This window comes from Flavobacterium sp. 5 (genome assembly GCF_002813295.1).
Taxonomy (GTDB): Bacteria; Bacteroidota; Bacteroidia; order Flavobacteriales; family Flavobacteriaceae; genus Flavobacterium.
Genome location: NZ_PHUE01000001.1, coordinates 3901459 through 3918803 on the forward strand (window position 1 = coordinate 3901459; position 17345 = coordinate 3918803).

Here is a 17345-nt window from a genome sequence, read left to right on the forward strand (position 1 = left end):
AGGTTTTCTTTAACTAATAAATGTATTCGAGTTATTTCCGCTTCCGCAAAAGGAAATCTCGCTTCCGCAAAAAGACTATATCAATATACAATTTAGATATAAATAGTAAAATCCAAACTTTTCGAGCACACTTACTTTTTAATGCATAAAATAAATCTTATTTTAGCATCATAATTAAAGATTAAAATATGATTACTGAAGAGCAGTTTCAAAACGAAATAAAGATATTGATTGCAAACGCTATCAGAGAAGATGTAGGGACAGGTGATTACAGTTCATTAGCCTGTATACCAGCAAACGCAATGGGTAAAGCAAAATTATTGGTAAAAGAAGACGGTATTATCGCAGGAGTATCCCTCGCAAAAATGATATTCAAATACGTAGATCCCAATATGCAAATAGAAACCTTTATTGAAGATGGAGCAACAGTCAAAAAAGGCGATGTTGTATTTCATGTATCAGGAAGCTCTCAATCTATTTTAAAATCCGAAAGAGTAGTGCTAAATTCTATGCAACGCATGAGTGCCATTGCAACCAAAACAAATAGTTATGTACAGTTATTAAAAGGAACTAATACAAAAGTATTAGATACCCGAAAAACAACTCCAGGATTCCGCGTAGCAGAAAAGTGGGCCGTAACAATTGGAGGCGGAGAAAATCATCGTTTTGCATTATATGATATGGTGATGCTAAAAGATAATCACATTGATTTTGCAGGAGGAATTACTTTAGCAATTGCTAAAACGCAAACCTATCTTAAACAAAACAATTTAGATTTAAAGATTATCGTCGAAGCCAGAGATCTCGAAGAAATCAAAGAAATTTTAAAAAGCGAAGGAGTCCACAGGATATTAATTGATAACTTCAATTACCAAGACACCAGAACTGCAGTAGCTTTAATCGGCGACAAATGCCAAACCGAATCTTCTGGAAATATAAATGAAGAAACCATGCGTAATTATGCAGAGTGTGGTGTAGATTATATCTCATCAGGGGCATTAACACATTCTATTTACAACATGGATTTAAGCCTAAAAGCAATTTAAAAAGATGACAGTTATAATTGAGAATAAACTCGAAAAAATCCCTGTTGTAAAGAACCTAATGCACGTCTTAAAGAAGATAAAAATGCCTGGTTTGGGAGGTTTCTCGTTTTATGATTTATTAGAGTTGTATTTTAATGGTATCTTAGAAGGTGCCTTTTCATATCATGCAAGTGCTGTCGCCTTTAGTTTCTTTATGGCATTGTTTCCATTTGCGTTATTTATTTTAAACTTAATACCTTATATTCCTATAGAGGGTTTTCAAAATGATTTTCTGCAGTTTGTAAAGGAGGGAGTGCCCCCAAACACATATGATGCTATTGCAAATATTATCAATGACATTCTTAATAATAGTCATTCAGGATTAGTGTCTTCGGGTTTTTTATTATCTATTTTCTTAATGGCAAATGGAATTAATGGTATCCTCGGTGGGTTTGAATCGTCTAAACACGTCTTAGAAAAAAGAGGGTTTTTCAAGCAATATTTGGTTGCCTTAGGGATTTCAATAACATTATCTATTCTTTTACTTTTAACGGTTTCTATTATTGTTGTTTTTGAGGTTATTATTCAGAAAACAACCATTCAGGATGTATTAAGTGAGCAAATTCCTTTAATTATTTTAGGTAGGTATGTTTTTGTAGTTTTAATGATTTTGATAACTTCTTCTATCTTATTACGATACGGAACAAAACAATCACATAAACCTCCTTTTATTAGTATTGGTTCCGTTTTTACAACGATTTTGATAGTTGTCTCTTCTTATTTTTTTGGTATTTGGGTAATTCGATTTTCAAAATACAACGAGCTATATGGGTCAATTGGTACACTATTGATTATGATGTTTTATATCTGGATTAACTGTATGATTTTATTGTTAGGATTTGAATTGAACGCAACAATTCATAAATTAAAAAAGAGCAAATCGGAGTATTAAAGTATTTATAATAAATGCGATTTTTTGAATGAAATTTTGTATTCTTGTCATATGCAATTCGTAGGTGAATTGTGTAGATATATTTCGAATAATAAAATTTAAGAGTCAATAATTTAAGAAAAAATGAAAAAAAGTATCGTATTTGGTTTAGTTGTATTCTTTTCGGTAATTTCTAATATGCAAAGTCAAACAGTTTTAGGGAAATGGAAAACTATTGATGATGAAACAGGTAAGCCTAAATCTGTGGTTGAAATCTACGAGAAGTCGGGTAAGATATATGGTAAAGTAATTGAAATTCTTGAAGCTGATAAAAAAAATAAAGTTTGTGAAGAATGTACAGGAGATGATAAAAATAAACCAATTCTTGGAATTACAGTTATTAAAGGATTGACTAAAGATGGTAAGGAGTACAATGATGGGCAAGTTTTGGATCCTCAAAATGGAAAATTATACAAATGTTTCATCACACTAGAAGGAAATGATAAACTTAAAGTAAGAGGCTATATTGGATTTTCTTTATTAGGAAGAACACAATATTGGTATCGAGTAAAATAATACTTTTTTTGATGTTTTAGTATCTAAAACCAAAATCGACAATCTAAATTCTAATATTACTTAATGCATTTCGTAGAAGTTGTTTTACCACTTTCTCTTGCCAAGACTTTTACATACAGAGTTTCGGAGGCCGAATTTCTTTTTATAAAAAAAGGAATGAGAGTTACGGTGCCTTTTGGGAAAAATAAAATCTATACGGCTTTAGTTATTGAAATTCACAATAACATACCAACTCTATATGAAGCCAAAGAGATTCATCAAATTTTAGATACAACACCTATAGTAACAGAAATTCAAATCAATCATTGGTTTTGGATTGCTGATTACTATATGTGTGCTATAGGTGATGTTTATCGTAATGCTATGCCAAGTGCATTGTTATTGGAGAGTGAAACGCTTATTACAAGAAAAAATGATTCGTATGTTGATGAAAGTCTGCTTTCAGATGATGAATATCTAGTTTACGAAGCTTTACAACAACAGAGTTCATTAAAGATACAGGATATTATTTCGATTTTGAATAAGAAAAATATTTTTCCAGTTATTCAAAAATTGATTGATAAAAATATTTTAGTATTACAAGAAGAGCTTCAGGAAAGTTACAAGCCTAAATTGGTTCGGTATGTGCGATTGCACGCAAAATACGATACTGATCAAGGTTTAAAAGATTTACTCGAAATTTTAAAAAGCGCCAATAAGCAAAAGGAAATAGTTCTGAATTATTTTCAATTAAGTGCTACTGAAAAGAAGTCGATTACAGTTAAAAAATTAGTTGAAACGGCTCAATCTTCTCCTGCTATTGTTAAGGCATTAGTTGAAAAGGAGATTTTAGAAGAATATTTTTTACAAGAAGATCGAATCAATTTTGCAGGCAAAGCGAAAGAAGATGAACTACAATTGAGTTCTGATCAGCAACGTGCTTTTGAATCTATAAAAGAAAGTTTTGAGCAAAAATCAGTTTGTCTCTTACACGGAATTACTTCAAGTGGAAAGACCGAAATTTACATTAAGCTTATAGAAGAATATTTGGCTATAGGGAAACAAGTCTTGTATTTGTTGCCGGAAATTGTTTTAACGGCTCAATTGGTTTCTAGAATACGAGCTCATTTTGGAAATAAAGTAGCTGTTTTTCATTCTAAATTTAATAATAATGAAAGAGTTGAGGTTTGGAATCAGGTTTTATTAAATGCTGAAAAAGCTCAAATCGTAATTGGTGCCAGATCGGCTTTATTTTTGCCTTTTCATGATTTAGGATTTGTAATTATTGATGAAGAACACGAACAAAATTTTAAACAATCAGATCCAGCGCCCAGATTCCATGCTCGTGATTCTGCTATTGTTTTAGCAAATACACATCAGGCTAAAGTGCTTTTAGGTTCGGCTACACCAAGTATCGAAACCTATTATAATGCAAAGTCTGATAAGTTTGGATTCGTTGAAATTTTGAAACGTTTTGGAAATGCAAGTTTGCCTGAAGTTCTATTGGTTGATTTGAAAGATAAATACTTTCGAAAAAAGATGAACGGTCATTTTAGTGATATTTTGATTGAAGAAATCACAACGTCTTTATCGGTGGGAGAGCAAGTGATTTTATTTCAAAATAGAAGAGGATATTCACCAATTATAGAATGTATTACTTGTGGGCACGTTCCACATTGTCAGTCTTGTGATGTGAGTTTGACTTATCATAAACATAAAAATCAATTGCGTTGTCATTATTGTGGGTATTCGATTGCTAATCCAACTCATTGTCATGCTTGTCATAGCGTAGATTTAACTACAAAAGGCTTAGGAACAGAACAAATAGAACAAGAGTTGATCACTATTTTTCCAAATGCTAAAATTGGAAGGATGGATCAGGACACAACTCGAGGAAAGTTTGGTTTTGAAAAAATAATTGATAGTTTTAAGAATCGAGAGTTTGATATTTTGGTAGGAACTCAGATGCTAGCCAAAGGATTAGATTTTGATAATGTAAATTTGGTTGGTATCATGAATGCCGATACAATGTTGTATCATCCAGATTTTAGAGCTTTCGAGCGAAGTTTTCAAATGATGACACAGGTTGCTGGACGTTCTGGGCGATCGGATAAAAAGGGCAAAGTGGTTATTCAGACCTATAATCCTAATCATAATACAATACAGCAAGTCACTCATTCCAATTATATAGGTATGTATAATGAGCAATTATATGATAGGCAAATATATAAGTATCCACCCTATTTTAGAATTATAAAATTGACATTAAAACAGCGTGATTTTGATAAACTAAAAGAAGGTGCCATGTGGTTGTATCAAGTACTGAGTCAAAATCTTACTATGCCAGTTTTAGGTCCTGAAGAGCCTGCAATTAATAGAATACGAAATGAATATATAAGGACTATAATCATCAAAATACCGCAAAGCACTTCTATTATAAGTACAAAAAAAACTATTCAGAAGATACTGAATAGTTTTGAAGCGGTTTCTCAATACAGAGCCATTAAGGTTACTGTAAATGTTGATTTTTATTAGAGAGTAGTTTTTTATGAATAGGCAAGTGCTTTTACTAAATCTTCTTTTTTGTTTCGGCTTAATGGAATTTTAGTTACTCCAATTTCGGCAAATTTACTGTTAAAACGGTCAATCTTATCAATATTTACAATATATGATTTGTGTACCCTAATAAATTTTTCTTTTGATAAATCATTTTCAAAAGATTTCATCGTTGAGAGGACAAGATTACTGTCATCTTCGGTTACTACTTTTACATAATCACCAAAAGCTTCAATCCATTTAATTTTAGAAGTGAATATCTTCAGTTTTTTTAGATTGCTTTTAATAAAGATATGTTCTCCTTCGTCTTCTTTGTTTTCTTTTTTAAGAAGAAAGTGGTCAATCGCTCTGCGGACAGAAGCATTAAATCGTTCAATAGAAATAGGTTTCTGTAAATAATCAGTCGCATCATAATCAAAAGCTTTCATAGCGTATTCTGCTTTTGAAGTAATGAAAATGATTTGAGGCTTGGTTTTTAAACCGTCAAGAAAATCAAAACCGCTAATCACAGGCATTTCAATATCAAGAAATATCAAATCAACATTATGAACAGTCATACAGCTTTTTGCCTCAATTGCATTTGAAAAATCTCCGATTAGGTTTAAATTGGTATGATTATTAACTAACTTTGCAATAATCATTCTTTGTATTGAACTATCATCAACAACAACACAGTTTAGTTTCATAGTATCAAGTTTTTGATTTGGTAGAGTAAAAATAGTTTTTTTTTTTATTTAATTTTAAAAATTCAAGTTTTTTTTCCCCGTTCATCGATTATAGTTGTTTGGTACTTGTATGTTCGAAAAAAAAGATTACTTTTGCACCCAATTTAACAAATAAATAAATTTTTTATGAATCATTATGAAACTGTTTTCATTTTAAATCCCGTTTTATCTGAAGTTCAGGTAAAGGAAACAGTAAGCAAATTTGAAGATTTTCTTACTAGTAGAGGAGCAGAAATGGTATCTAAAGAAGACTGGGGTCTTAAAAAGATGGCTTACGAAATCCAAAACAAGAAAAGTGGTTTTTACCATTTGTTCGAATTTAAAGTATCAGGAGAAGTTCTTATCGCTTTTGAAACTGAATTCAGACGTGACGAAAGAGTTATGCGTTTCTTAACTGTAAGTCTTGACAAACATGCTATCTCTTGGGCTGAAAGAAGAAGAGCAAAACTTAAATCTCAAAAAGCTTAATTATCATGGCAACATTACAACAATCTGCTTCAGGAAAAAAAGACGGGGATATCAGATATCTTACGCCTTTGAACATAGAAACTAACAAGACTAAAAAATATTGTCGTTTCAAAAAATCAGGTATCAAATATATCGATTATAAAGATGCTGATTTCTTATTGAAATTCGTTAATGAGCAAGGAAAAATTCTTCCTCGTCGTTTAACAGGAACTTCATTAAAATACCAAAGAAAAGTGTCTGTAGCTGTAAAAAGAGCACGTCACTTAGCTTTAATGCCATACGTGGCGGATTTATTAAAATAATTAAAAATTAACAGTTGTTGGTTTTCTGAAATATGAAACCTAACTTCTCAAATAAAGGACAACAACATGGAACTTATTTTAAGAAAAGATGTTCAAAATTTAGGATTTAAAGATGATGTAGTAACTGTGAAAAACGGATACGGTCGTAACTTTTTAATCCCACAAGGATTTGCTCATTTAGCTACTTCTTCTGCAAAGAAAGTATTGGCTGAAAACCTAAAACAAAGAGCTCACAAAGAAGCTAAAGTTGTAGCAGATGCAAAAGCATTAGCTGAAAGCTTAAAAGCTATCGAAATTAAAATTTCTGCTAAAGCAGGTGGTGAAAAATTATTCGGATCTATTACAAACATTGATATCGCTGAAGCTTTAGCTAAAGGTGGTCAAGTAATTGATAGAAAATTCATTACTTCTGGTATCGTTAAACGTACTGGTAAATATTCTGCTTCAGTTAGATTACACAGAGATGTAATCGTTGAATTAGCATACGAAATTGTTGCTGAAAAAGCATAATTTTTAAATGTATATATTGAAATCCCGATGAAAGTCGGGATTTTTTTGTTTTAGTAATTATCAAAAAAAATAAAAATGAAATATTCTAGGTTAACCAAAGAACAATTTGAAGAATTGACTCAAGAATTTACAACCTTTTTAGCAACTCAAACAATTGACAAAGCTGAATGGGATCAAATAAAAGCTGAAAAGCCTGAAGTTGCAGAACAAGAATTGGATGTTTTTTCGGATTTAGTGTGGGAAGGCGTTTTGTCTAGAGCAACTTATTTGGAGTTTTTCTCCAAAAATCATATTTTCTTGTTTCATTGTTTTGATACTTATGTAAAATCAATCGTTTTGAAATCGTTGGTTACTGAAGTTGATTTTTTGTCAAAAGAAGGTTTGCAATGGTTGAGTGATAATATGTTTACCGAAACTATTGAAATGAAAACTGGTAAAAAGGAATTTACAGAGGAACGTAATCTTTCTATTTTTCAATTGATTCAGCAAGGCTCCATTTTGAGTGATGGACAATTATACAATCAAATTAATTCGATTATTGAATCATAAATTTGATTTTTAAACTTTAAAATGGTTATTTTAGTAGATTATTTAATGTACTAAAATAGCCATTTTTTTATGAACACATTGCAAGCTATTCAAACTCTAAGAGAAGAACTTAATCTTCACAATCATAATTATTATGTATTGGATAATCCGACATTGTCTGATTATGAGTTTGATATGAAATTAAAAGAGCTTCAGGATTTAGAAACTAAAAATCCAGAATTTTTTGATGTTAATTCCCCTACACAAAGAGTCGGAGGTACAATCACGAAAAATTTTGAAACTATTCCGCATGAATATCGTATGTATTCTTTGGATAACTCCTATTCTAAAGAAGATTTGCAAGATTGGGAAGTTAGAATTCAAAAAGTTTTAGGGGATGTTCCTTTGCAATATACATGTGAATTAAAGTATGATGGTGCTTCAATTAGTATTACTTACGAAAACGGAAAATTAGCTCGAGCTGTGACTCGTGGTGATGGTTTTCAAGGTGATGATGTTACCAATAATATTAAGACAATTAGATCAATACCTTTACATCTTAAAGGAAATTATCCCGAGCATTTTGCTATTCGTGGTGAAATTGTTTTGCCTTTTGCTGGATTCGAAAAAATGAATCAGGAGTTAATAGAAATTGGGGAAACACCTTATTCCAACCCTAGAAATACAGCTTCGGGAAGTTTAAAATTACAAGATAGTGCTGAAGTTGCCAAACGGCCTTTGGATTGTTTGCTTTATTTTTTAATTGGAAATCAATTGCCTTTTAAATCTCAGTTTGAAGGTTTAGAATCTGCTAGAAAATGGGGTTTTAAAGTTCCAAATGAATCTAAATTAGCTTCTAGTTTGGAAGAAGTTTTTCAGTTTATTGAATATTGGGATATTCATAGGCATAATCTTCCTTATGAAACAGATGGAGTTGTAGTTAAGGTTAATGATTTGCATTATCAGGAAGAATTGGGATATACAGCCAAATCGCCTCGTTGGGCAATGGCTTACAAGTTTAAAGCGGAACAGGTTTTTACGAAACTAAACTCAATATCCTACCAAGTGGGAAGAACTGGATCTATTACGCCAGTTGCTAATCTTGAGCCTGTACAATTGGCTGGAACTATTGTGAAAAGAGCTTCTTTGCATAATGCTGACCAAATAGAAAAATTAGATATTAGAATTGATGATACTGTTTTTGTAGAAAAGGGAGGGGAAATCATTCCTAAAATTATAGCGGTAGATTTAAGTAAACGCTCAGGTAATTCTGAGCCAACAAAATATATAACCCATTGTCCTGAATGCGAAACAGAATTAATTCGCAGTGAAGGTGAGGCAAATCATTATTGTCCAAATTTTTATGGTTGTCCTCCACAGATCATTGGGAGAATTCAACATTATATTTCTCGAAAAGCAATGGACATTGAAGGGCTTGGAGGTGAAACTGTAGCATTGTTATTTAATAATGGATTGGTACACAATTATGCTGATTTGTATGAATTGACTGTTGGACAAATTCTTCCATTGGAAAGAATGGCGCAAAAATCAGCTGAAAATTTGGTAAAAGGCGTTGCTAATTCTGTAGCTATTCCTTTCGAAAGCGTATTGTTTGCATTGGGTATTCGTTTTGTTGGAGAAACCGTTGCTAAAAAATTGGCAAAACATTATAAAAATATTGATGCGCTAGAACGAGCAACTCTTATGGATCTTATTTTAGTAGATGAAATTGGAGAAAGAATAGCGAAAAGTGTAATTGAGTTTTTTGAGAATAATGAAAATCGGATTATTATAGAAAGATTGAAAAAATATGGTGTGCAATTTGAGATTGTAGAAAAAGTCAATCCAAATGCAACTGAGAAATTCTTAGGTAAAACATTTGTAGTTTCTGGTGTTTTTTCTACTTATTCAAGAGATGAACTAAAAAAAGCTATTGAAGAGAATGGTGGTAAAGTGGGTAGTTCGATATCGGCAAAAACTGATTTTGTTGTTGCTGGAGATAACATGGGACCTGCTAAATTGGAAAAAGCAACTAAGTTGAATATCTCAATAATTTCCGAAGATAAATTTATAGAAATGTTACATGAAAGCTAGTACTCCTTCACTTATATTGTTTTTTATTACTTCTGTTTTAGCAATCATATTCAAGTTATTGGGACATGATATGGCGGTACTTTATACTAAGTCCATGATAATTCCATCTTTGTTTATATATTACTTAGTTTTAAATAATTATAAAATATCGCCTTTAAAGGCAGTGATTTTTTTGTCTTTTTTTATTAGAGATGTTTTTAATACATTAAAAATAAATGAGTCGGCCATGGGATCTTTTTTATGTGTTTTATTCGTCTATATCTTGTTGTTGTATATAGCTCTAAAAGAATTTCAGGAGTTTAAATTTAGTTACAGAGATGCAATTTCTATTTTTATCTTGATACTTGGGATTGGTACAATATGTTATTCTGTTTTGAATTTAAAACTCGAAAACTTAGAGTTGGACTTTTCTTTGTATGCTTTTTTTGGTATAATTTTGAGTTTTTTAGGTATAATCTCAATTATAAATTATATAAAAAGTGAGAGTTATGTTTTCTTCAATGGTATGTTGATGAGTATTTGTTTTATTATCACAGATATATTTTTTGTTTTGTATAAATTTTATTTTTACAATTACGCCTTTACCTTAGTTAGCTTAATTACTCAATTTTTATCCTACTTTTTTATGGTTAATTACTTCTTAGAGAAAGATAAGGCAATTGAGAATTTATTTATTGAATGAAGAAATTCAAAATAATATCATTTCTTGTGTAAAAGTTATTCTATTATAATTTTGTGATTATTTATTTCAAGAGCAACAACATCTAGTTTTTTTTTGGTTTTATAGCTTCTTCTCTTCATTTTATCTTCGCTTTTTTTAAGAGAAAAGTAAAAAAAAAATATCACATCGATCAAGGCTCTGGTTAAAGATAATGCTTCTTTATTATTCTTAGTATGCTTGGTTTGATGAGTTAAATATTACTGTTTTTGAATCGGTTAGTTCATGGTTTCTATCTTTGGTTTTTTAAATTTATGTATATAGTGAGAGGGGTATTGTGTAGAATAATAATGCAATGTTAAGAATATAACAAAAAGTTTTAAAAAGTCGTTATAGTTTTTTAGTTTTACGAACTCAAATGTGACTGAAATAAGTAAATTTGTAATCTTGTGAAAATACTATGTTTTTAAATTCTATAAAGAGCTTTTTATTAAAAAAATCCTTGAAGAAACAGCTGGTTAATCTTAAGGATGAATCTTTGAGGACTTCAGTTATCAAAGTTGGTTTATTTGTAGATGAAAGTAATTTTTTAGAGACAGCAGCGTTAAAACAAGAAATAATTTCCAAAGGAATTGTTGATAGTAATATTAAGATTCTTGTTTATCGTGATAATTTAATTAGCAAAGAAGTGTATTCGGAACCAACATTTGGTTTGAAGGATTTAAATCTAAAAAACGAATTTACTCAACAAGCAATAAATGAATTTATTTCAGATGATTTTGATTTATTAATTAATTATTATGCTGAAGAGAAGCCGTTTTTGCTATTTTTTACAAATAAATCTAAGGCAAAATTCAAGGTTGGTTTTTCAACCGTAGATAAAAGACTAAATCATTTGTTGATAAATATTGCGGCAGAAGATTATAAAGGCTTCACTAATGAATTATTTCGATACTTAAAAATATTAAACAAAATATAATTTAAATTATGCAATCATTAATAGGAACAGGAGTTGCCCTAGTAACACCGTTTAAAAACGATTTTACAATTGATGTTGAAGCTCTAAGAAGAATTGTAAATTTCTCTATAGACGGCGGTATTGAGTATCTTGTAGTGCTAGGTACTACGGCAGAAAATGCTACATTATCAGCAGATGAAAAAGAACTAGTTATTGCTACTGTTATTGAAGTGAATGCAGGTAGATTGCCATTGGTTCTTGGAGTAGGAGGGAATAATACATTGAAAGTTGTGGAGGAGTTACGCACAAGAGATTTTTCTGCTTTTGATGCTATTTTATCTGTTTCGCCATATTATAATAAACCAACTCAGGAAGGAATCTATCAACATTTTAAAGCAATTTCGGAAGCATCTCCTATTCCGGTAATTTTGTACAATGTGCCAGGAAGAACATCTAGTAATATGTTGCCATCAACGGTTATTAGACTGGCTAATGATTTCAAAAATGTAATTGCAATAAAAGAAGCAGCTGGAGATTTAGTTCAGGCAATGCAGCTTATAAAGGATAAACCCAAAGATTTTTTAGTAATTTCAGGTGATGACATGATTGCATTACCAGTTGTTTTGGCTGGTGGAGCTGGAGTAATATCAGTGATAGGGCAAGGTTTTCCAAAAGAATTTTCAGAAATGATTCGATTAGGATTGAATAGAAAAGTTGATGATGCTTTTAAACTTCAGTATTTATTAACTAATTGTATTGATATGATTTTTGAGCAAGGAAATCCTGCAGGAATCAAAGAAGTATTTAAGATTCTTGGTATTGCAGAGAATGTACTACGCTTGCCATTAGTTTCTGTAGATGAATCACTAGCAAATCGATTGGATATTTTTGTGAAGAAAATGGTAAAAAACTCTTAAAATACAGCTGTTTTTTTTAACTAAAGAAATATTTTGTAATAGCTAAATTAATAACTAAATTTGCCACCTAACTTTGGTGGCTTTTACTTTCTATATACTATAGGGAATAAAATTAAAATCAGTGAATCAAATGAAAAAAATAATATCTGTATTGCTTGTTGTTTTGTTTTTTAGTTCTTGTAGTGAATATCAAGATGCTTTAAAGAAAGAAGATGTAGCTGTAAAGTTTGAGGTTGGAACAAAATTATATGATGCAGGAAAATATTCAAAAGCAATTCGTCTTTTTGAACAATTAGCACCGTCTTATAGAGGTAAGCCTCAAGGTGAAAAATTGTTTTATATGTATTCACAATCTTTGTACAAAACAAAGCAATATTATTTGTCAGGTTACCAATTTGATAGTTTTGTTTCGGGTTATCCAAGAAGTGAAAAAATTGAAGAATGTTCATTTTTAGCAGCAAAAAGTTATTCTATGTTGTCTCCAGTTTATAGCATAGATCAAACGGATACTTTTAAAGCTATTGAAAAAATTCAAGGATTTATTGATCGTTATCCAAATTCTCAATACATAGTTGAAGCCAATGCAACATCAAAGAAATTAAATGATAAGATTGAACGTAAAGTTTATGAAAATGCATTAGAATACAATAGAATTTCTAATTACAAATCAGCAATAATTGCTTTTGATAATTTTATTTCAGATTATCCTGGAACATCATTTAAAGAAAAAGCATTGTATTATAAATTTGATTCGGCTTACTCATTAGCAATAAACAGTATTTATATTAAAATGGAAGAACGTTTAAATACGGCAAAAACCTATTATAATAATTTGGTTAAATTCAAACCTAATACTGAATATAAAAGTAAAGCAGACGAAATGTTAGCTAAAATTGATGTTGAGTTACAAAAATTTAATAAATAAATAAAGTCATGGATTTAAAAAAGACAAATGCTCCAGTAAATACAATAACTTATAATAAAACAGTTATTGAAGAACCTACTGGAAATGTGTATGAAGCGATAACAATTATGGCTAAAAGAGCAAATCAAATTAATTCTGAAATCAAAAAGGAATTGACTGAAAAATTAGAAGAATTTGCTACTTACAATGATAGTTTAGAAGAAGTTTTTGAAAATAAAGAGCAAATCGAAGTTTCTAAATTTTACGAAAAACTTCCAAAACCACACGCTTTAGCTGTTCAAGAATGGTTAGATGGTAAAATTTACCACAGAGATTCAAATAAATAATCTATACTAATGTCAGTTTTAAGCGGAAAAAAGATTTTGCTAGGGATTTCTGGCGGAATTGCTGCGTATAAAACGGCTTCATTAGTTAGACTCTTCATAAAAGCAGGTGCACATGTCCAAGTGATAATGACACCTGCTTCTAAGGATTTTATAACTCCACTTACCTTATCTACGTTATCTAAAAATCCAGTTTTTTCAGAATTTTACAATAAAGATGAAAAAAATGAGCAGTGGAATAGTCATGTAGAATTAGGTCTTTGGGCAGATTTAATGGTTATTGCACCGGCAACTGCCAATACGCTATCGAAAATGGCAAACGGATTGTGTGATAATCTTTTAATTGCCTGTTACTTATCTGCTAAATGTCCTGTTTATTTTGCGCCAGCAATGGATTTGGATATGTATATTCATCCTTCTACTCTTGAAAGTTTTACTGCATTAAAAGCCTTTGGGAATACGATGATACCTGCTGAAAGCGGTGAATTGGCTAGTGGTTTATCTGGAGAAGGTCGAATGGCAGAACCAGAAAATATTGTTTCTTTTTTAGAAGCGGATCTTGAAAGCAAATTACCTTTAAAAGGGAAAAAAATACTAATTACTGCTGGTCCTACATATGAAGCAATTGACCCCGTGCGTTTTATTGGGAATCATTCATCAGGTAAAATGGGATTTGATATTGCTCAAAGTGCTGCTAATTTAGGAGCAACAGTTATACTAGTTTCTGGACCAACACATTGTCGCATAAATCATTCTTTAGTTCAAGTAGTTCCTGTGGTTTCTTCCCTAGAAATGTATGATGCTTGCCATCAGTATTATCAGGATGTTGATGTTGCAATTGCAGCAGCAGCAGTTGCCGATTATAAGCCTAAAAATGTTGCAAGCCAGAAAATTAAAAAGGCAGCTGATGATTTTATAATTGAGCTTGAGAAAACTAAAGATATTTTAGCTTCATTTGGAGAATTAAAGAAAAATCAATTTTTAATAGGCTTTGCTTTAGAAACTGAAAATGAAATTGAAAATGCTAAAGCGAAAATTCAGAAAAAAAACTTAGATTTGATAGTTCTAAATTCGTTACAAGATGAAGGGGCAGGTTTTGGTAAACCCACTAATAAGGTTACCTTTATTGATAGTGCATTTCATATTGAACCTTTGGATTTGAAATCTAAAGAAGCTGTCGCCGATGATATTTTAAACAAAGTAATAGCGCATTTTTATGGTTAGATTTGTCTTGTTTTTCTTTTTAGGGTGTGGCTTTATTCAAGCCCAGCAGTTGAATTGTACTGTTACTTTAAATACTCAAAAAATAAATAATTCTAATCAGCAGGTTTTTAAAACATTAGAAACTGCTATAAATGAATTTGTAAACAAAACGGATTGGACTGGACAAATGCTTTCGCAAAAGGAAAGAATAAACTGTTCAATGTATATTACTATATCTAGTTATAGCTCGGATCAATTTGTTGCCAATATTCAAGTACAATCTTCTAGGAATATTTTTAATTCTACTTATTCATCTCCTGTTTTGAATATAAATGATAAAGATTTTACATTCAATTATACCGAATTTGAAAATTTAACTTACATTCCAACAAGTTATGATTCTAATCTCGTTTCTGTTTTATCATTTTATTCATATGTGATTTTAGGAATGGATGCTGATACCTTTGTTCCATTTGTTGGAGATCGTTATTTTAAAGAAGCACTTAATATTGCAAATTTAGCTCAACAAGGAGGTTATAAAGGTTGGAATCAATCTGACGGAACATTGAGTAGGTATTTTTTAATAAATGATTTAATGTCGCCTACTTATGCGGATATAAGACAATCGAGTCAGCTGTATTATTCAGGATTAGATACAATGAGTCAAGATTTAAAAAAAGCTAAAGAAATTATTAAAGGTTCTTTAATGAATTTAGCTAAATTGAACGAAACTAAACCCAATTCTTATCTGTTGCGTGTTTTTATGGATTCAAAGTCAGATGAAATCGTATCTATATTTACTGGAGGACCAAGCATAGCAATAAATGATATGGTAGACAGTTTAAATAGAACTTCTTCGTCAAATTCCAGTAAATGGCAATTATTAAAATATTAGCTTTCCTAATTACTTTTCTTTATAACCCAATCTATATATTTAATAAATGATAACTTCATTAGCTATAAAAAACTATGCGTTAATTGAAAAATTAACAATCGATTTTTCGAAAGGTTTTTCAATAATTACAGGAGAAACTGGTGCTGGGAAATCAATAATATTAGGAGCACTAGGTTTGGCTTTAGGGAAAAGAGCCGATTTAACTTCACTTAAAAACAAAGAAGAAAAATGTATTATTGAAGCGCATTTTGAAATATCTAAATACAATCTACTTCCTTTTTTTGAAGAAAATGATTTGGATTATGAAGATGATACCATTATTCGTAGAGAAATTCTACCTTCAGGAAAATCCAGAGCTTTTATCAATGATAGTCCTGTAAATTTGCAGGAACTTCAGGAGTTAGGGTTGTATTTAATTGATATTCATTCTCAGCAACAAACTCAGGAATTGTCTGATGAAGGGGTACAATTTAAAATCATTGATGCAATTGCTAATAATCTGGATATCATTAATTCGTATCAATCGGAATTAAAAAAGTATAAAGCAGATAAAAATAAATTAAATTCTTTAATTAAAAGAAAAACTGAGGCTTCTAAAGAGCAGGAATACAATACCTTTCTTTTAGAGGAATTAATGGGAGCCAAACTAAAGTCTGGTGAACAAGAAGTTTTAGAAGAAGAATATGAGCAATTGAATAATGTTGAAATCATTAAAGAATCTCTTGATAAGTCTTTGGCTATTGCCAATGAGGAGCAAATAGGTGTGATGCATAATTTGAATGAAATAAAAAATGCCATTCAAAAAATAGCCACTTTTTCTACAGATTATACTTTATTATTTGAGAGAATTACAAGTTTAAAAATCGAATTTGAAGACATTGCGATTGAATTGAATCGTTGTTCTGAAAAATTAATTAATGATCCAGAGCAGTTAAACTTGATTAATCAAAAACTACAATTAATCTATAATTTGCAAAAGAAACATCAAGTAAGTACAGTTGATGAGTTACTTATTGTTCAGAATACTTTAGAAAATTCGGTATTAGAATTAGGAAATATTGATGAAGAGATTGTGAAATTAACTGCATTAGTTGATGCTAATGCAATACAATTGGATCAAATTTGCGATACCATTCATAATAATAGACAAAAAGCAATTCCTCTATTGTCACAAAAATTGATTACCATATTAGAGACTTTAGGAATGCCTAATGTTAGATTTAAAATGGAATTAAATCCTAGTTCGACTTATTTTGAAAACGGAAAAGATGAATTACAGTTTTTAATTTCTGCGAATAAAGGAACTGATTTTGGATTGTTAAAGAAAGTAGCTTCTGGAGGTGAAATGTCACGTATTATGCTTGCAGTAAAAGCTATATTGGCGCAATATTCAAAATTACCGACATTGATTTTTGATGAAATTGATACAGGTGTTTCTGGAGAAATCGCTAATAAAATGGGGGAGATAATGAAAGAGATGAGTACTCAGATGCAGATATTTGCTATAACACATTTACCACAAATTGCTGCTAAGGGAAATGAGCATTTTAAAGTGTTTAAGTCTACTGTTGGTGAGGATACCCAATCAGAATTGAAATTATTAACTAGCGAAGAACGAGTTGTAGAAATAGCTCAAATGTTGTCAGGAACTGTCATTTCAGATTCTGCCTTAAATCATGCAAAAGCCTTGTTGAACTAAATATTTGGGCTATATTTGTTCATTCAATTTTAAAAATTTTAGAAATTACAATATAAATTAACGTACAAAGGAT

Annotated in this window: 17 protein-coding genes; 16 read left to right on the top strand and 1 reads right to left on the bottom strand. The window is 30.6% G+C overall.

Annotation, left to right across the window (positions count from 1 at the left end; translation table 11 throughout):
* Positions 1–188: 188 nt before the first annotated feature.
* The 4 genes from nadC (at position 189) to priA (ending at position 5046) form a co-directional block, all read left to right on the top strand.
* Positions 189–1046 (top strand): carboxylating nicotinate-nucleotide diphosphorylase, encoded by an 858-nt coding sequence (gene nadC, locus CLU82_RS16315; RefSeq protein WP_100844089.1) that lies wholly within the window; start codon positions 189–191, stop codon positions 1044–1046.
* A gap of 4 nt (positions 1047–1050) precedes the next feature.
* Positions 1051–1977 (top strand): YihY/virulence factor BrkB family protein, encoded by a 927-nt coding sequence (locus CLU82_RS16320; RefSeq protein WP_100844090.1) that lies wholly within the window; start codon positions 1051–1053, stop codon positions 1975–1977.
* Positions 1978–2100: 123 nt separating this feature from the next.
* Positions 2101–2532, top strand: coding sequence for a DUF2147 domain-containing protein (locus CLU82_RS16325; RefSeq protein ID WP_100844091.1), 432 nt, complete (start codon positions 2101–2103; stop codon positions 2530–2532).
* A gap of 63 nt (positions 2533–2595) precedes the next feature.
* Entirely contained in the window at positions 2596–5046 is a 2451-nt protein-coding gene (gene priA, locus CLU82_RS16330; RefSeq protein WP_100844092.1) for a primosomal protein N', read from the top strand.
* A gap of 11 nt (positions 5047–5057) precedes the next feature.
* On the opposite strand, the gene CLU82_RS16335 is transcribed toward priA, so the two are convergent.
* The gene (locus tag CLU82_RS16335) at positions 5058–5753 is read right to left on the bottom strand and encodes a LytTR family DNA-binding domain-containing protein (protein ID WP_100844093.1); all 696 of its coding nucleotides are present in this window, start codon (positions 5751–5753) and stop codon (positions 5058–5060) included.
* A gap of 165 nt (positions 5754–5918) precedes the next feature.
* On the opposite strand from CLU82_RS16335, the gene rpsF reads away from it, so the two are divergent.
* From rpsF to recN, 12 genes are all read left to right on the top strand, one after another.
* Positions 5919–6260, top strand: a complete 342-nt coding sequence (gene rpsF, locus CLU82_RS16340; protein ID WP_077370382.1) for a 30S ribosomal protein S6 — start codon at positions 5919–5921, stop codon at positions 6258–6260.
* 5 nt (positions 6261–6265) lie between these two features.
* Complete coding sequence (gene rpsR, locus CLU82_RS16345) at positions 6266–6562, top strand: 30S ribosomal protein S18 (protein WP_007138295.1); 297 nt, start codon at positions 6266–6268, stop codon at positions 6560–6562.
* Positions 6563–6628: 66 nt separating this feature from the next.
* Positions 6629–7072, top strand: a complete 444-nt coding sequence (rplI, locus tag CLU82_RS16350) for a 50S ribosomal protein L9 (protein WP_100844094.1) — start codon at positions 6629–6631, stop codon at positions 7070–7072.
* Positions 7073–7147: 75 nt separating this feature from the next.
* Entirely contained in the window at positions 7148–7621 is a 474-nt protein-coding gene (locus CLU82_RS16355; RefSeq protein WP_100844095.1) for a DUF6495 family protein, read from the top strand.
* Between the two features lie 69 nt (positions 7622–7690).
* Entirely contained in the window at positions 7691–9694 is a 2004-nt protein-coding gene (ligA, locus tag CLU82_RS16360) for an NAD-dependent DNA ligase LigA (protein ID WP_100844096.1), read from the top strand.
* A 1118-nt stretch (positions 9695–10812) separates the two neighbouring features.
* On the top strand, positions 10813–11331 hold the full coding sequence (locus tag CLU82_RS16370; RefSeq protein ID WP_100844098.1) for a hypothetical protein: 519 nt from the start codon (positions 10813–10815) through the stop codon (positions 11329–11331).
* An 8-nt stretch (positions 11332–11339) separates the two neighbouring features.
* Positions 11340–12227 (top strand): 4-hydroxy-tetrahydrodipicolinate synthase, encoded by an 888-nt coding sequence (dapA, locus tag CLU82_RS16375; RefSeq protein ID WP_100844099.1) that lies wholly within the window; start codon positions 11340–11342, stop codon positions 12225–12227.
* A 130-nt stretch (positions 12228–12357) separates the two neighbouring features.
* Positions 12358–13152, top strand: a complete 795-nt coding sequence (locus CLU82_RS16380; protein ID WP_100845062.1) for an outer membrane protein assembly factor BamD — start codon at positions 12358–12360, stop codon at positions 13150–13152.
* 8 nt (positions 13153–13160) lie between these two features.
* Positions 13161–13478 carry a DNA-directed RNA polymerase subunit omega gene (locus tag CLU82_RS16385; RefSeq protein WP_026709525.1) on the top strand — a complete coding sequence of 106 codons (318 nt, stop codon included), beginning with the start codon at positions 13161–13163 and terminating at the stop codon, positions 13476–13478.
* A 9-nt stretch (positions 13479–13487) separates the two neighbouring features.
* Positions 13488–14699 (top strand): bifunctional phosphopantothenoylcysteine decarboxylase/phosphopantothenate--cysteine ligase CoaBC, encoded by a 1212-nt coding sequence (gene coaBC / locus CLU82_RS16390; protein WP_100844100.1) that lies wholly within the window; start codon positions 13488–13490, stop codon positions 14697–14699.
* Positions 14692–15573, top strand: a complete 882-nt coding sequence (locus CLU82_RS16395) for a DUF4835 family protein (RefSeq protein WP_100844101.1) — start codon at positions 14692–14694, stop codon at positions 15571–15573. Before coaBC ends, CLU82_RS16395 begins: the two co-directional genes overlap by 8 nt.
* Positions 15574–15619: 46 nt before the next feature.
* A complete protein-coding gene (gene recN / locus CLU82_RS16400) occupies positions 15620–17272 on the top strand; it encodes a DNA repair protein RecN (protein WP_100844102.1) in 1653 nt (550 codons plus the stop codon).
* Positions 17273–17345: the final 73 nt, after the last annotated feature.

Bases quoted from the DNA above. Each gene is read 5' to 3' on its own strand.
- coaBC (WP_100844100.1), top strand. From the start codon at position 13,488: ATGTCAGTTTTAAGCGGAAAAAAGATTTTGCTAGGGATTTCTGGCGGA.
- CLU82_RS16370 (WP_100844098.1), top strand. From the start codon at position 10,813: ATGTTTTTAAATTCTATAAAGAGCTTTTTATTAAAAAAATCCTTGAAG.
- rplI (WP_100844094.1), top strand. From the start codon at position 6,629: ATGGAACTTATTTTAAGAAAAGATGTTCAAAATTTAGGATTTAAAGAT.
- priA (WP_100844092.1), top strand. From the start codon at position 2,596: ATGCATTTCGTAGAAGTTGTTTTACCACTTTCTCTTGCCAAGACTTTT.
- dapA (WP_100844099.1), top strand. From the start codon at position 11,340: ATGCAATCATTAATAGGAACAGGAGTTGCCCTAGTAACACCGTTTAAA.
- ligA (WP_100844096.1), top strand. From the start codon at position 7,691: ATGAACACATTGCAAGCTATTCAAACTCTAAGAGAAGAACTTAATCTT.
- rpsR (WP_007138295.1), top strand. From the start codon at position 6,266: ATGGCAACATTACAACAATCTGCTTCAGGAAAAAAAGACGGGGATATC.
- CLU82_RS16335 (WP_100844093.1), bottom strand. From the start codon at position 5,753: ATGAAACTAAACTGTGTTGTTGTTGATGATAGTTCAATACAAAGAATG.
- recN (WP_100844102.1), top strand. From the start codon at position 15,620: ATGATAACTTCATTAGCTATAAAAAACTATGCGTTAATTGAAAAATTA.
- CLU82_RS16395 (WP_100844101.1), top strand. From the start codon at position 14,692: ATGGTTAGATTTGTCTTGTTTTTCTTTTTAGGGTGTGGCTTTATTCAA.
- rpsF (WP_077370382.1), top strand. From the start codon at position 5,919: ATGAATCATTATGAAACTGTTTTCATTTTAAATCCCGTTTTATCTGAA.
- CLU82_RS16320 (WP_100844090.1), top strand. From the start codon at position 1,051: ATGACAGTTATAATTGAGAATAAACTCGAAAAAATCCCTGTTGTAAAG.
- CLU82_RS16385 (WP_026709525.1), top strand. From the start codon at position 13,161: ATGGATTTAAAAAAGACAAATGCTCCAGTAAATACAATAACTTATAAT.
- CLU82_RS16325 (WP_100844091.1), top strand. From the start codon at position 2,101: ATGAAAAAAAGTATCGTATTTGGTTTAGTTGTATTCTTTTCGGTAATT.
- CLU82_RS16380 (WP_100845062.1), top strand. From the start codon at position 12,358: ATGAAAAAAATAATATCTGTATTGCTTGTTGTTTTGTTTTTTAGTTCT.
- CLU82_RS16355 (WP_100844095.1), top strand. From the start codon at position 7,148: ATGAAATATTCTAGGTTAACCAAAGAACAATTTGAAGAATTGACTCAA.
- nadC (WP_100844089.1), top strand. From the start codon at position 189: ATGATTACTGAAGAGCAGTTTCAAAACGAAATAAAGATATTGATTGCA.